Raw genomic sequence first — 13,968 nt, 5'->3', positions numbered from 1 at the left:
GCCTGCCTTCTCCTTCACGTCGACCGACCCGCTCCAGGGACCGACGGCCGCGCAGACTCATCAAGACCCAGCGACAGCCTGCCATGCTCGCGCGTGACGACCAACCTGGCATCACCCACACCGCCCCCGACCGCGACGCCGCCCTGCCCTCGCCAGCCCACCACGAGCTCGTCGACCGCGTGTAAATGCTTGCTGGTCAACGCCTTTGCGCCATTCCCGAGCAGCCAGAGCCGAATTGCGCGGCGGCGGATGGCGGCCGGTTGCGCGCGCAGAACACTCACCGGCAGCTGCGCGGCATCATCGAGACCGTCGATCAGTCGCTGCGCCAACCCGTCCAGAACCGCGCCGTCGGCCCGTAACTGCTCGCCGGTGCGGGCCAGCGCCGCGGCCACGCCACCGCCGAGCACGTCCTCTAGCAGCGGCAAGACCTCGTGCCGTAGGCGCACGCGCACAAAGTCCGGGCATTCGTTGTGCGGGTCTTCGTGCGCCACAACGCCCAGATCGGCGCAGGCCTGCCGGGTGACGGCGCGACCTACCCCGAGCAGCGGCCTGCCCCACGGCGGGTCCCACGGTTGCATGCCCCACATCGAGCGCGGCCCGGACCCGCGCGCGAGCCCGAGCAACACGGTTTCGGCCTGGTCGTCGAGGGTGTGCCCGAGCAGCACCGGCAGACCGTCGCGGGCTATCTCGAGCGCGCCGTAGCGGGCGCGCCGGGCCGCGGCCTCCAACCCGCCGGCACCGGTCACGGTCACCGGCAAGACCCGCGCCGACGCGCAGCCGAGCCGCTCGGCCGTCGCCGCGGCATCCCGCGCAACCTCCCCAGACCCTTGCTGCAAACCGTGGTCGACGATCAGGGCGTGCGCGGCCGGCGCTTCCGCCACTGCCGCCGCAACCAGTGCCAGCGAGTCCGCTCCACCCGAAACCGCAACGCAGACCGGGGCGTTGGGAACAATCTGACGGAGCCAAGCGCGCACCGCGTGGCGCAGTTGCAGGATGGCGCCGGTCTCCGGTAGGCGGATCAGCCGAGCACTCGGGCGATCCATCGATTCGGTTCTTCGATCTCCGCGAGCAGCGGCAAGGTCTCCGGGCCGGTCCAGATCGCGTTGAAGCGCTCCATGCCGACCTCGCCGACGACGGCATCGACGAACCGCTTGCCGCGCACGTATTGCGCCATCTTGGCGTCCATACCCAGCAGTGCACGCACCAGTCGTTGCAGCGGGTTGACGGAGCGGCGGCGCCGATCGTCGAAGGCCGCCCGAATTTGGGCGACGCTCGGGACCACCGCCGGGCCGACCGCATCCATCACGTGATCGGCATGGCCCTCCAGCAAGGTGCCGAGCACCAACAACCGGTCCAGTGCCTCGCGTTGCGGCGGCGCTTGGGTCGCACGCAGGAGCCCGATCACACCGCGCTGCTCCATCGGTTGGCTGTCCGACCGCCGCCGTTGTTTGAGTGCATCGACCAGTCGGCTGAGCATCTCGTTCATGGACTCTTCGCCGACCGCACCGAGCACGTCGACGGCATCACGCATGAAGTCGGAAATCCATGGGGCAGAAGAGAACTGGACGCGGTGCGTCACCTCGTGCAGGCAGACCCACAGCCGGAAGTCGCTGGGCGGCACCCGCAGCGCCCGCTCGACCATGACGATGTTGGGCGCCACCAGCAGCAGCGTGCCGTTGTCGCCGGTGAACGGGTCGTACTGCCCGAGAATTGCCGACGAGAGGTAGGCGAGCATGGCACCGGCCTGCAATCCGGCGGGCTTGCCGGCCAGCAGGCTGCGTTCGGTCTCCTCGGCACTGCCGGTGAGCTGCGCCATCGATTGCGCCGCCGCCCGTGCCCACGTCTTGCGGTCCACCACCTGCGCCGCCGGAACCGGCAACCCGTCGGCGAGACCGGTGACGTCACGCACGGGACCCTCGGCACGCACTGACGCCTCGGACAGTTCGCTCACGGCCTGCTGCGCGGTGTAGCGCGACGCCGCGGGACCGCGCGGGGAAAGCCGTACCGCGGTCTTGGCGGCCACCTCCCAGTCGACGGCGGCAGCTAGGAGATTGCGCTTTTCGCTCTGGGTTTCGCTCACGTGCACCCACAAGTTCGCAGTGTCGACGCAATGGCGTCGAGGGCTGGCCGGCTCACGTCGGGCGGCCGGTCGTTGGACATGAGCGCGAACGTCAAGACGCGCCCGCTGTTGTCGACGACATACCCGACCAACGCGCTGGCCACCGACAGAGTTCCGGTCTTGGCGCGCACCCAGCCGGCACCGGCACGATCGGCCGGTCCGTAGCGGTCGGCGAGGGTACCGGTGGCGCCCGCGACCGGTAGGTAGTCCAGCATCGGCCGCAGCTTCGGATTCGCGTTTCCGGCGGCCTCGTTGAGCACCTGATCGAGCAGCCGCGGCGGAATGCGGTCGTCGACCGACAGCCCGCTCACGTCGTGCAGGGTCACGCCGGACAGGTCAAAGCCGTTGTCGCGCAGCGTGTCCGTGACCGCCTTGACCGCGCCGTCGAAGCTGAGCGGGTCCCCGAGCGATTTGGCGATTTCCCGGCCCACCTCCTCGGCCAGCACGTTGTCGGACCGGCGCATCATCTGTCCAAGCCGGTCACGCAGCGGCGCCGACTGCACACTGGCCAGCGGCGCGGCGCCCGACGGCGCCGATCCGATTCGGACGTTCGCCGGGTCGATGCCAAGGGCGGTGGCGAGTTGACGGCCCGCGTCGAGGGCCGGTGTGGGGCTGCGCGGGGACTCGTCGACGAGCGGGTTGGACCGGCCACCGTCGATCATGAGCGGTTCGATCGGCGTGATGTTGCCGCCGGCGATGTCGGAGTTGTCCCAGCCTTGGGCCATCGTCGGCCCGCTGAACGCGCTGGTGTCGACGACAATGCTCGTCGGCGTTACTCCGCTGCGCTTGATCTGCTGCACCAGGTCCTCGAGCCGGGCCGAGCCCGGATAGAAGCTCGGCTGACCGACCGGCTGAGCGGTCAGGGTCGGATCGCCGCCGCCGACCAGCACGATCTCGTCGGGTGTCGACCCGCGCACCACCGTGGTGGACACCCGATGGTCCAGCGGCAGCGCCAGTATCGCGGCGGCCGTGGTGAGCACCTTGGTGGTCGATGCCGGAGTCATCGGACGATCGGGATTACTGCTCCACAGTGTGGTGGCCGAGAGCGCGTCCGACACCGACGCCGAGAAGGTGCCCAGATCGGGATTGCCGACGACCTTGGCCAGTTGCGCGCTCAACGCGGCGGCGGTCGGCTCCGGTGCGGTCGCGGGCACCGGCGCGATTTGCGGTGCCGGCAGCACTAGCGCCGGCGGCGGGGCGACGGTCAACGCGCCGAGCGCAGCCGTGGCCCGCCAAGGATGCTGAATAAGGACGAGCGCGCCCGTCGTGCCGACGAGCAACAGGACTATGGCAACGACCAACGCTTGCATATTGCGGTGACGACGAGCGGCCAGAGCACCACGAGCCTTCTTGTTCCGCCCAGCCAAAATCCCTCGCTCATCGTTCACACAATGCACAAACTCGCCCGGTCACGGCGGCGAAACTGCGCTGTGATCCTCGGCTGCGGGTTCCACACTAACCTCGACGCGATAACCTTCCCTCAACGAATTGCCGAGTTTCATCGAGAGACAAGGACCAGCGGCGTGGAGTTCGACGTCACCATCGAGATCCCCAAGGGGCAACGGAACAAGTACGAAGTCGATCACGAAACCGGACGGGTCCGGCTCGACCGCTTCCTCTACACCTCGATGGTGTACCCGGCGGACTACGGCTACATCGACAACAGTCTCGGTGAGGACGGGGACCCGCTCGACGTGCTCGTGCTGCTGCCGGAGCCGGTCTTCCCTGGCGTGATCATCAACGTGCGTCCCGTCGCCATGTACAAGATGACCGACGAGAAGGGCGGCGACGACAAGGTGCTGTGCGTGCCCGCCGGCGACCCTCGGTGGGATCACATTCAGGAGTTGGAGGACGTGCCCGAATTCGTCCTCGACCCGATCAAGCACTTCTTCGAGCGGTACAAGGATCTCGAGCCGGGCAAGTTCGTGAAGGGTTCGGAGTGGGTCGGCCGCGCCGAGGCCGAGGCCGAGGTCGAGCGGTCGTTCAAGCGCCTGCAGGAGCAGGGCGGCCACTAGCCGCTGGCTTACCTGGCTTACCTGCTTCACCGCCGCGCGCGAACTTGCGGTGCCGCACCCTAATTGTCTTGTGCAGGTGGGCAAGAACGCGCGCGGCAACTCCGCATAGCTACTCCACCGCGGCCCGTTCTGCGTCGGCGCGGGCCTGAATGCCGGCGGTGAGCCGCAACGGCACTTCCTTCCAGAACAACACCAGCACGAACGCCACAAACGCCATCACGGTCACCGACAAGAACACCGTCGACATGGCGTCGGCGAAGCCGACCTTGAACGGCCGGGCCAGTTCCGGACTCAGCTTCTGCACCACCGAGCTGTCCTGCAGCACGCCGCCCGCGGCCGAGACGTCGTGGTTGACCAGCCCGCGCGAGAGCGCCACATCCGTCGGGTTGGTGCTGTGCAATCCTTCCCGAACCGCTTGCTGGAAGGCCGGCGTCGTCGCGCTGACCTGCAACTCGTGGGAGATGTTCGGGCCGAGCTGGGCGAACAGGATCGACAGGAACACCGCCACACCCATGGTGCCGCCGATCTGGCGGAAGAACGTGGCCGCCGCGGTGGACACTCCCATGTCGGCCGGGGGCAGCGCGTTCTGCAGGGCCAGGGTCAGCGGCTGCATCAGGTTGCCCAGGCCGAACCCGGTGATCGCCATGAACACCATCACCACCCACATGTGGGTATCCGCCGTGACGTAGTGCAGCAGGAACAGCCCGAGGGTGAGCATGGCTGAACCGATCAGCGGATAAGCGCGGTAGCGGCCGGTCCGGGCGATCAGCTGGCCGGAGACGATCGAACCGGTCATCAATCCCAGCACCAGCGGCAGCATCTGCAGACCGGCCATCGTCGGGCTCGACCCGCGATCAACCTGCAGATACTGCGGCACCAGGGTGATGCCGCCGAACATCGCCGCACCCACCACCACCGAAATCACCACGCCGAGCGCGAACGTCGAGTTTTTGAACATCCGCAGCGGGATCAGGGCCGCATCGCGCAGCGCCGCCTCCACCGCGATGAACGCGACCACGCCGGCCACACCCACCACGTAGCAGGCGACCGACGCCACGCTGCCCCAACCCCAGTCACGGCCCTGCTCGGCGACGATCAGCAGCGGCACGATGCCGACCACCAGGGCGAGCACACCCCACCAGTCCACCCGCACCATCGGCTTGGTCACGCGCGGCAGGTGCAGCACCCGGAACACCACGACCAGAGCGGCGATGCCGACCGGGACGTTGACGAGGAATACCCAGCGCCAGCCGGAGATCCCCAGGATGCTGCTCTGACCGGCCAGCAGGCCGCCCAGCACTGGGCCGACCACACTCGATGTCCCGAACACCGCCAGGAAGTAGCCCTGATACTTGGCGCGCTCGCGCGGCGCGACGATGTCGCCCATGATGGCCAGCGCCAACGACATCAGGCCGCCGGCGCCGAGCCCCTGAAATGCGCGGAATGCGGCCAGCATGTACATCGACTGAGCGATGGTGCACAGCAGCGATCCGACGACGAAGATGGTGATCGCACCCATGAAGAACGGCTTGCGGCCGTACATGTCGGAGAGCTTGCCGTAGAGCGGGGTCGCCAGCGTGGCGGTGATCAGGTACGCGGTGGTGACCCAGGCCTGCAGCGCATAGCCGTTGAGGTCGTCGGCGATGGTCCGGATCGCGGTGGCGACAATCGTCTGGTCGAGCGCGGCCAACAGCATGCCGAGCATCAGCCCGGTGAGGATCGTCAAGATCTGTTTATGCGTGAAACCCGTTGGCGAGGCTTCCGTCGTTGTTTGGGATGCGATCACTTCTTGCCCTTCACCTCGTCGGCGGCCGCGATCACTTCGGGGCGCCGGCATTCGTAGTCGGTGACGAACTTGCCCAGCAGGCGGGCAAAGTCACGTCGCTCGTCGTCGGTCCAGTCGGACAGGATGCGGTCCAGTCGCGCGTTGCGAAGCTGCCGCAAATGTGCGGCCATCTCCCGCCCGACCTCGGTGACGGCGAGCACGCTCGCCCGACCGTCGCCGGGATCCGCTCGCCGTTCCACCAGCCCGCGCTCGACCAGCTGGGCGACCTGGCGGCTCATCGTCGACGGATCGGCATACATGGCCTCGGCGAGTGCACCGGAACGCATCGGACCCTCCGCGAGCAGCCGGAACAGGCACGCGTAGGCCGCCGGGTCGACCACTCCCTTGGTCATGGTCGACAGCTGTGACAGCGTTCGGTCCCGGATCCGCTGCAGCCGAACTAGGTGCAGGCCGATCTTGTCGGTGTACTCAGATGGGTCGTGCATCGCCGAATCCTTGCATTCGTCAACTAGTTGCACAAAGCAATTATGTTGGCGCGGCTATCGCGTGGCAAGTGATTGTTCGAGCTTTACTTTCCCTTGAACTCCGGCGGGCGCTTCTCGAAGACCGCCTGAATGGCCTCGGTCAGGTCCTCCGACGGCAGGAACGCGGCATTCCATGCGGCTACGTAGCGCAGGCCATCGGAGACCATGCCGGCACGCTCCCGGTCCAGCACGTCCTTGACGCCCTGCACCACCAGCGGCGGGTTCGCAGCGATCTCGCGAGCCGTCGCGTGGGCGGCCGCCAATGCTGCGTCAGCGTCCGGTAGGACGTCGTTCACCAGGCCGATCTGCGCCGCTCGGGCGGCATCTATGTCCTTGCCGGTGTACGCCAGTTCGCGCAGGTGGCCATCGCCGATGATGGCCGGTAGTCGCTGCAACGAGCCCATGTCCGCCACGATGGCCACCTTGGCTTCGCGCACGCTGAACTTCGCGTCGGCCGATGCGTAGCGAATGTCGGCCGCGGAGATCAGGTCGACTCCGCCGCCAATGCACCAGCCCTGCACCGCCGCGACCACCGGCTTCCGACAGTCCGCGACAGCGTTGATAGAACCCTGCATCCGCTTGATCGTTTCCAGGAACGCCGTGCGCGGCGCCGCGAAGGCCCGGTCGGCCAGCAACGGCGCAAACTCGCCGCCCATCGCGGCGAGGTCGAGCCCGAACGAGAAGTGCTTGCCACTTCCCGCCAACACGACCGCCCGCACCTCGGGATCCGCGTCGAGTGCAGTGAATACCTCGGGCAGCTCGCGCCAGAAATCCGGGCCCATGGCGTTGCCCTTGCCTGGACCAATAAGCGTGACCTGGGCGACCTGTCCGGTGGTCTCGACCGTGAACGCGTTCCAATCCGTCATGGGGTGCAAGCGTAGCGGTGTTACGTGTCTGAAAACTTCCGCGCCAACCCATTGAATGGGTGCAGTGCCGGTCGCAGTATTGATTCGCCCTCCCACTCCCGCCCTACTTGCGGAGGTTGCGATGCTGTTGCACAAGGGAATCGGGCTCGACACGTTCAATGCCCTGCCGCGCAGTCGGGCGGTACACGCCTTGTATGAATGCTGCTGCTGCGTGACGTGGGCCCAGAAAGTCGCCGACGCAAGACCTTTCGCGTCGTATGCAGACCTGCTGAACACCGCCGAGGAGGAGTTGGGAGAAGTTTCGCCCAGCGATGTCGACCGGGCCTTCGACGGCTGCGTACATGAACGAATATCCGCGCACACGCTGCAGGAGCTGTCGAGCATCAACCGGGACCGGCTCGCGGCCATGCTCGGACCGGAGGAGGGCTACCCCGACTTCGGCTGATCGTGCACCACGCGACGTACGTAGACTCGGGCCGTACCCAACGAGCCCGCGCGGGCAGTACGGGAGTGCCGAATTTTGTCCGATCCACGTCTGCCCGACGTCGCTGGCATCACCGCGGATCAATATCGCGCTGCCATGCGCCGGTACCCGTCCGGCGTGACGATCGTGACGATGTACTCCGAGACCGGACCGGTCGGATTCACCGCGAGTTCGTTCGCGTCGATTTCGCTGGACCCGCCGCTGGTGTCGTTCAATATCGCCCATACGTCGTCGAGCATCCGTGCGTTGCACGCAGCGGATTCGCTGGTCATCCACTTCTTGGGTGAGCATCAGCAGCATCTGGCGCAACGCTTCGCCCGCGCGGCGCACGAGCGCTTCAGTGACCGTTCGCTGTGGACACGCCTGGACAGCGGCGAACCGGTGCTGCACGGCACTCCTATGTGGCTGCGCGTGATTGTTGACCGGCTCATCCCGATCGGCGACCACACTCTCGTCATCGGGCTGGTCACTCGGGTTCATACCCAAGCCGCCGACGAACCGGCGATCGCGCCACTGCTCTATCACGACGGGCGGTACCACCGGCCGACACCGCTAGAAGATTGACGTCTCGCTACGTGCAAACTGCCGCCGTTCATGATCGGATCGACGTGTGTGGAGCGGAACCGACGACGAACCGCTCGACTCCTACCTGCCCGGGAGCGGCAATCGCGGCTACCGGGTCTCCCGCTATGAACTCGACCTCGACTACGAGCCCGCGCGCAACCGGCTGAGCGGCACCGCAACCATAGTTGCCACCGCGACCGAATCACGGCATGCGTTCACCCTCGATTTGTCTCAGTCGATGCAGGTGACGGCGGTGACGGTCAACGGCACTGCGGCTCAGCCGACGCATCAGCACCGCAAGCTCACAGTCCGGCCGGCACAACATGTTCCGGCGGGCGGCCTGCTGTCGATCGTCGTGCAGTATGCGGGTCAACCACGGCCGCATCCCGGCCCACGCACACCGATCGGCTGGCAACAGTTCGCCGACGGCGTGATCGTGACCGACGAGCCCGACGGCGCCGCGACGTGGTTCCCGTGCAATGACCACCCCAGCACTAAGGCCACCTACGCCATCTCGATCACAACCGCAGCTGCGCTGTACGTCGTCGCCAACGGCACGTTGGTTCGCAAGAAGGCGGACGGTCCGCATATCACTTGGGCGTACGAACAGGCGCAACCGCTGGCGACGTCCCGGGTGACGGTGCAGATCGGCACCTACGAGCGGCATCGGCTCGGCCGATCGAGCGTCCCCGTCAGCACCATTGCCGACAGATCGCTGCGTACCGACGTCGAGCGCGACTTTGCGCGGGTGCCCGAAATGCTGACCGCGTTCGAGCGATTCTTCGGCGCCTATCCGTTTGCCGACTACACGCTCGTGATCGCCGACGTCGATGTGGCCGTGCCAATTGCCGCCGCCGGGTTGTCGGTGTACGGCATCAATCACTGCGACGGCCAGGGCAACGCCGAACGTCTTGCCGCTCGGCAGCTAGCGCAGCAATGGTTCGGCGGCAGCCTGACAGTCCGGCGTTGGAAGGACATCTGGCTGCACGACGGCTTTTCCACGTATGCCGAGTGGCTGTGGTCTGAAGCGGCCGGTGGTCCCGCAACCGAGCAGTTGGCCCGGGCCGCGCGCCACAATCTGTCCCGTCAGCCGGCCGACATAGTCGCCGCCGACCCTGGGCCCAACTCGATGTTCGACTCCCGTGTCGGCAAACGAGGCGCGCTCGCTCTGCACTCGCTGCGGCTCGAGCTCGGCTCGAACCGCTTCTTCGAATTGCTGCACGACTGGACGGCACGGCATCGATACGGTTCGGTCAGCGCCGACGAATTCACCGATCTCGCTGCGCATTACACGCATATTCCGCTGTGGCCGCTGTGGGACAACTGGCTGTATCAGGCGGCACTGCCGCATTTGCCACCGCGTTAGGGCGTCAGGGCACCCAGTATCTGCTGGCCAATTCCTCGATCACCGGATCACCGTCTTGGGCCTCATCGAGCGCTGCAAGATCGGCGGCAACGGACAGCAACCTCGGATCGTCGGTCTCCTCAAGATCGACGGGCCTCCCACCGTCTTCCGAGAGCTGCCGCAGCAGTTTCTCTCGCACGCGCGCCTTGAGCGAATCGGCCATCCGTGCAGCATACGGTTAGTGACACGGCCGCCGCCGCGGCCCCGGTGACACGGCCGCCGTCGTAGTGGCTATGCCGGTGCCAGCCAATGCGCCCACGGCGTATTGCGCGCCACCGTGAACAGCAGCAGCACAGCAACCAGCACGCCAAGTGCCGGCTTCGGTAACTCCGGTACCCGTACGGCCGCGCCTTTCCACCGCAGAACGGTCCATCGCACCCACGCTGCTGCCACGACGAGAATCAGCGGCAGCACGAAAATGTTGCTCGACAGTGCGGCGATCACATGCCCGTCGGTGAGGTCGTTGACTGCGCGCAGTCCCCCACAAGCGGGACACCACAGACCGGTCAGGCGGTGAAACGGACAGAACCCGTACGCGCCGGAGACGTGTGGATCGCGCCAGTGCAGCAGCGCTACCGATGCCGCGGCCGCACCGGCTACCGCCACCGGAGCCGCGAGGGCCCTCAGCTTTGGTGCGGCAGTGGTCGAGTCCGCAGCAGTCACACGCCCAAAGTAGTCCGCCGCCGGTTCGCGGCTCTACCCATTGCCGTCGCGCGGGCTTTTGGGGTCTCTGCTGTCGCGCGGGCTTTTGCGGTGCCGCACCCGGCTCGTGGTATGGCCGCGCAGCAAAAACGCGCGCGGCAGCGTGGTCTGAGTGCGGATTAGACGAGCGCCGCGCGGATGCGGTCGGCGTACTCGGCCGCCTCCCCCGCCGCGTAGCGCGTCCGCGGCCAGAAGAACCCACGCAGACCATCTCCCTTGGTACGCGGTACGACGTGCATGTGTAGGTGCGGCACGCTCTGACTGACCACGTTGTTCATGGCGACGAATGTGCCCTGGGCGCCCAGGGCGCGGGGTAGTGCTGCCGCCAACCGTTGCCCCGCGGCCAGGAACGGATCCCGCAGTTCGGCGGGGAGATCCGGCAGTGTCTCGACGTGCGGCCGGGTAACCAGCAGCACGTGTCCCTTGAAGACCGGTCGATGGTCGAGAAAAGCCACGGTGTGCGCGTCTTCCGTGACAACAGCGGCGTCGACCGCGCCGGAAACAATGTCGCAAAACAAGCAACCGGCCATCGCCCGAGAGTAGTCGGTTGGATGCCGCTCGATTGGCGCCGGGGAGTCCTGCCCGTCGGCGCTACAGCTGCCGAATCGGCGCGCCGTTGCTGCAGGGCTTGGCGAACGCCAGGAGCCGTCCGGCGGCGTGTTGGCGGATGTCGCCGTGCTGGTTGAGGGTGTCGTAGGTCGCCGTGATGAATCCGCGGGTGGAATCGGATTTGGATCTGCGGACGTCGGTCACCTCCAGTTCGACGTGCAGTTGGTCCCCGGGCAGGGTCGGGGTCGGCCAGGCGAGGTCCATGGAAGCGCCGATGATGCCGGTGGCTAACGGCAATCCGGTGGTGACCAGCAGCCGCATGGTGATTGCCGCGGTCTGCCAACCACTGGCCGCGAGCCCCTTGAAGAACGTGCCCTGGGCGGTGTCCTCGCCGAGGTGGAACGGTTGGGGATCCCACTCGGACGCGAAGTCGATGATCGCATCGGCCGTGAGGTCATAGGTGTCGGTGCGGAATCGATCTCCAATGTTGACGTCGTCGAGCCAAAGAGCGGTGTCGTTCATGATCGCCTTCCGTTGTGACATCGTCGCGCCACAGAGTAGAGTCAGTTTCAAAATAAAACTTACTTCCCACCGCCACCCAAGGCAAGCTGAACATGCGGCGTTGTAGACGCGGAAGGATGTGGTGGTTACATGCGCGAGACGAGCCTGGCCCGAATGGACTGTTCGATCGCCCGGACGGCCGAGATCATCGGGGATCGGTGGACCCTGATGATCGTTCGATCGATGTTCGCGTTCAAGGGGTTGCACCGATTCGAAGAATTGCGCAGCGAACTGCGAATCGCGAGAAATATCCTCAGCGACCGCCTAGGGATACTCATTGAGCATGGGATCGTCGAGCAGCGCCAATACAGCGACAAGCCGCCCCGCTATGAGTACCACCTGACCACGGCAGGCAAGGATCTGCTGCCGGTCATCCTTGCGTTGCTGCGGTGGGGCGACACGTATCTGATGGGTGAGGAAGGTCCGCCGGTCATCCTGCACCACGCCGAATGCGGACACGACATGGTTCCGTACCTGGCCTGCAGTCACTGTCACCAGCCGGTCGCCGCGCGAGATGTCGTCGGCCGCGACGCCGCATCGCGACGCTCACCCGCGGATCTGTCAGGGGTTTCGGTTGATCCGACCGAAACTGGTCAAGAGATGGAGCCGCCTGGGGGAATCGAACCCCCGACCTTTTCATTACGAGTTATCTAGTCCCGATGTTTCATCAGTAACTCGCTGTAATGACATCTGATTCGGTGTCATACGTTATCGCAGGTAGTAGCGATTCTTCGAGTCACACAGGTAACGTGATCCGGTACCGCGGTCAGCCGTGACACATGCCGTTGTGTGTACCTAGTGTGTACGCAGGGTCGCCGGGGTATCCGCACTTGGTACTCGCGTACCAGTATTCACCGCAAAGGGGACACCAAGAAATGACCGACAAGGATTTCCGCGTGTTCGGCAACGGGCACAGTTGGACTGTCCGGATGCGGTGCGGCACCCACTGGGAGCCGATGGGCCGATATCAGTCGAAGGCCGATGCAGTGGCCGCGAAGAAGCGCTTACGCGCCGAGTACGGCAATTAGAATCTGGAGTTGCGGACCTTGATCGGGTCCGTCGTTGTCCAGTCGCAGCGAACCCCGCACGCAATGGTGTCCGCGTGCGGGGTTCGCCGTGCCTAAGGCGCTAGTCCGGCCCGGTCGGCTATCGGTTGCGGAATGGGCTCGCCGTTGGCGCGGAGGTCGCCGACCGCCCACGCAACCAGGTCGACTATGCCGCGCATTGCCTCGACTGGGTCTAAATCCAGGTGTGACAGCGCTGGGCCGAACTCGACGCTGGTCGCAACGTATTCGCCATCCTCGGGTGACCACTCGACGTGGTATGCGTAGTGCGGTGAATCGCTGCTGCTCACGGCTGCCGCGCCACCGACCGCTTGGCATCGCTCCATGCCCTGCCGTCCCACCAGCGCTGCACCCCCGGCACATGCGGGTCGGGGTACCAGCCCGCGGGGACCGTCCCCGCCGACGCGGCGACTTCGGCCATGACCTGCTCGGTGGGGGTGTGGAAACTGTTGATCACGGCCATGTTATGCGCGTATTCGGCATCGGCACGCGCCGCAATCTCCGCGGCAGCGATGTCACGCAAACGGTAGGTTTCCCAACCCGCCCAGGCTAGGGCTGAGATGACGAGCAGCACGCACACTGCCGCCGCACCATAGTGGTGTTCCGACAGGTTGCCGAGCACCGAGAGGGTGGTGAAGCCGGCGAGCCCGTAGGCGATACCGCGCCGCAGCCGGGCTTTCTGCGCCGGACTGCGCGACAGCCTTGGCGGCGTGTTAGCGGGCAGGACTGCGGTGGGAGCGAACGCGGCGTGCGGCCGGGTCGGCGCAGCACTAGCAGCACGGCTGCTGTTGGCACGGTTGACCGTCCAGGCGATGCCCTTCAGTAGCCACGTGAACACATACAACGGGGCAGCGAGCAGATACCCCAACCCGATCATGGCGTCGGTGAACCCGCTCTTGCTGCGGCGGCGTCGGTGGCCGGTTAGAGGGACGGAGGCACGCAGGGGGCCGATGCCGCCGCGCAGGTATAAGCCCATGTGGGTTCCTTCGGGTGCTGGGGATGGTGTACCACGTATAGCACCCGAAACCGGCATAGTAGTGCCCCATAGAGTGGTGTAACTCGGTGGCCGAGATCGTCTCCGACATCCGTGTCGTTGACGGATGTAGAGCGGCCACCGCGTGATCTTTCGAGTCAACCGTCTAAAGAATCCTCGAGGAGTCATCGCGATGACCGCACCCCATATTGTCGACCCTGCAGGCCTGCTTGGCCAAGCCCTATCTGACGCGTCGCCGGATCTGATGCGCGAGCTGCTGCAGACCATGATCAACGCACTGCTCTCCGCCGATGCCGACGCTGTGTGCGGCGCCGAGTGGAACGCCCGCTCGGCTG

Annotated in this window: 18 protein-coding genes and 1 pseudogene; 7 read left to right on the top strand and 12 right to left on the bottom strand. The window is 66.1% G+C overall.

The window, feature by feature from the left end:
* Nucleotides 1–14: 14 nt before the first annotated feature.
* The 3 genes from tilS to dacB are packed head-to-tail and all read right to left on the bottom strand — an operon-like array spanning nt 15 to nt 3,429.
* Nucleotides 15–1,043: a tRNA lysidine(34) synthetase TilS gene (tilS, locus tag FOS14_RS17440; RefSeq protein ID WP_143772090.1), complete on the bottom strand. Its 1,029-nt coding sequence runs from the start codon at nt 1,041–1,043 to the stop codon at nt 15–17.
* The gene (locus tag FOS14_RS17435) at nt 1,019–2,080 is read right to left on the bottom strand and encodes a zinc-dependent metalloprotease (protein WP_255450427.1); all 1,062 of its coding nucleotides are present in this window, start codon (nt 2,078–2,080) and stop codon (nt 1,019–1,021) included. The genes tilS and FOS14_RS17435 overlap by 25 nt, the downstream gene beginning before the upstream one ends.
* Nucleotides 2,077–3,429 carry a D-alanyl-D-alanine carboxypeptidase/D-alanyl-D-alanine-endopeptidase gene (gene dacB, locus FOS14_RS17430; protein ID WP_143772201.1) on the bottom strand — a complete coding sequence of 451 codons (1,353 nt, stop codon included), beginning with the start codon at nt 3,427–3,429 and terminating at the stop codon, nt 2,077–2,079. Before dacB ends, FOS14_RS17435 begins: the two co-directional genes overlap by 4 nt.
* Before the next feature lie 213 nt (nt 3,430–3,642).
* On the opposite strand from dacB, the gene FOS14_RS17425 reads away from it, so the two are divergent.
* Entirely contained in the window at nt 3,643–4,134 is a 492-nt protein-coding gene (locus FOS14_RS17425; protein WP_143772088.1) for an inorganic diphosphatase, read from the top strand.
* A gap of 109 nt (nt 4,135–4,243) precedes the next feature.
* On the opposite strand, the gene FOS14_RS17420 is transcribed toward FOS14_RS17425, so the two are convergent.
* From FOS14_RS17420 to FOS14_RS17410, 3 genes are all read right to left on the bottom strand, one after another.
* Nucleotides 4,244–5,860 (bottom strand): MDR family MFS transporter, encoded by a 1,617-nt coding sequence (locus FOS14_RS17420; protein ID WP_370512252.1) that lies wholly within the window; start codon nt 5,858–5,860, stop codon nt 4,244–4,246.
* Between the two features lie 56 nt (nt 5,861–5,916).
* Nucleotides 5,917–6,405, bottom strand: a complete 489-nt coding sequence (locus tag FOS14_RS17415) for a MarR family winged helix-turn-helix transcriptional regulator (RefSeq protein WP_143772086.1) — start codon at nt 6,403–6,405, stop codon at nt 5,917–5,919.
* An 83-nt stretch (nt 6,406–6,488) separates the two neighbouring features.
* Entirely contained in the window at nt 6,489–7,310 is an 822-nt protein-coding gene (locus FOS14_RS17410; protein WP_143772085.1) for a crotonase/enoyl-CoA hydratase family protein, read from the bottom strand.
* 121 nt (nt 7,311–7,431) lie between these two features.
* Here FOS14_RS17410 and FOS14_RS17405 point away from each other — a divergent pair, with 121 nt between their 5' ends.
* From FOS14_RS17405 to FOS14_RS17395, 3 genes are all read left to right on the top strand, one after another.
* Nucleotides 7,432–7,755, top strand: a complete 324-nt coding sequence (locus FOS14_RS17405) for a 2-oxo-4-hydroxy-4-carboxy-5-ureidoimidazoline decarboxylase (RefSeq protein ID WP_143772084.1) — start codon at nt 7,432–7,434, stop codon at nt 7,753–7,755.
* Between the two features lie 135 nt (nt 7,756–7,890).
* Complete coding sequence (locus FOS14_RS17400; protein ID WP_143772200.1) at nt 7,891–8,358, top strand: flavin reductase family protein; 468 nt, start codon at nt 7,891–7,893, stop codon at nt 8,356–8,358.
* Nucleotides 8,359–8,404: 46 nt separating this feature from the next.
* The gene (locus FOS14_RS17395) at nt 8,405–9,724 is read left to right on the top strand and encodes a M1 family metallopeptidase (RefSeq protein WP_143772083.1); all 1,320 of its coding nucleotides are present in this window, start codon (nt 8,405–8,407) and stop codon (nt 9,722–9,724) included.
* Between the two features lie 4 nt (nt 9,725–9,728).
* On the opposite strand, the gene FOS14_RS17390 is transcribed toward FOS14_RS17395, so the two are convergent.
* The 4 genes from FOS14_RS17390 to FOS14_RS17375 all read right to left on the bottom strand — a co-directional run bounded on the left by FOS14_RS17390 (nt 9,729) and on the right by FOS14_RS17375 (nt 11,536).
* Nucleotides 9,729–9,926: a hypothetical protein gene (locus FOS14_RS17390; RefSeq protein ID WP_143772082.1), complete on the bottom strand. Its 198-nt coding sequence runs from the start codon at nt 9,924–9,926 to the stop codon at nt 9,729–9,731.
* A 68-nt stretch (nt 9,927–9,994) separates the two neighbouring features.
* Complete coding sequence (locus FOS14_RS17385) at nt 9,995–10,426, bottom strand: DUF2752 domain-containing protein (RefSeq protein ID WP_143772081.1); 432 nt, start codon at nt 10,424–10,426, stop codon at nt 9,995–9,997.
* Nucleotides 10,427–10,584: 158 nt separating this feature from the next.
* Nucleotides 10,585–10,995 carry an HIT family protein gene (locus FOS14_RS17380; protein WP_143772080.1) on the bottom strand — a complete coding sequence of 137 codons (411 nt, stop codon included), beginning with the start codon at nt 10,993–10,995 and terminating at the stop codon, nt 10,585–10,587.
* A gap of 61 nt (nt 10,996–11,056) precedes the next feature.
* Entirely contained in the window at nt 11,057–11,536 is a 480-nt protein-coding gene (locus tag FOS14_RS17375; protein ID WP_143772079.1) for a MaoC family dehydratase, read from the bottom strand.
* Nucleotides 11,537–11,665: 129 nt separating this feature from the next.
* Here FOS14_RS17375 and FOS14_RS17370 point away from each other — a divergent pair, with 129 nt between their 5' ends.
* Nucleotides 11,666–12,229, top strand: a complete 564-nt coding sequence (locus tag FOS14_RS17370) for a helix-turn-helix domain-containing protein (protein ID WP_143772078.1) — start codon at nt 11,666–11,668, stop codon at nt 12,227–12,229.
* Nucleotides 12,230–12,450: 221 nt separating this feature from the next.
* Nucleotides 12,451–12,603, top strand: coding sequence for a hypothetical protein (locus FOS14_RS24800; RefSeq protein WP_185981815.1), 153 nt, complete (start codon nt 12,451–12,453; stop codon nt 12,601–12,603).
* Between the two features lie 92 nt (nt 12,604–12,695).
* On the opposite strand, the gene FOS14_RS17365 is transcribed toward FOS14_RS24800, so the two are convergent.
* Nucleotides 12,696–12,929 (bottom strand): hypothetical protein, encoded by a 234-nt coding sequence (locus tag FOS14_RS17365; RefSeq protein ID WP_143772077.1) that lies wholly within the window; start codon nt 12,927–12,929, stop codon nt 12,696–12,698.
* Nucleotides 12,926–13,615 carry a DUF2510 domain-containing protein gene (locus FOS14_RS25010; RefSeq protein ID WP_221936734.1) on the bottom strand — a complete coding sequence of 230 codons (690 nt, stop codon included), beginning with the start codon at nt 13,613–13,615 and terminating at the stop codon, nt 12,926–12,928. The genes FOS14_RS17365 and FOS14_RS25010 overlap by 4 nt, the downstream gene beginning before the upstream one ends.
* A 190-nt stretch (nt 13,616–13,805) precedes the next feature.
* Here FOS14_RS25010 and FOS14_RS17355 point away from each other — a divergent pair.
* Nucleotides 13,806–13,968 (top strand): annotated as a pseudogene (locus FOS14_RS17355) (IS256 family transposase); the annotation flags it as partial.

The organism is Skermania sp. ID1734 (genome assembly GCF_007489285.1).
Classification (GTDB): Bacteria; Actinomycetota; Actinomycetes; order Mycobacteriales; family Mycobacteriaceae; genus ID1734.
This window is presented reverse-complemented; position numbering and strand designations above follow the sequence as displayed.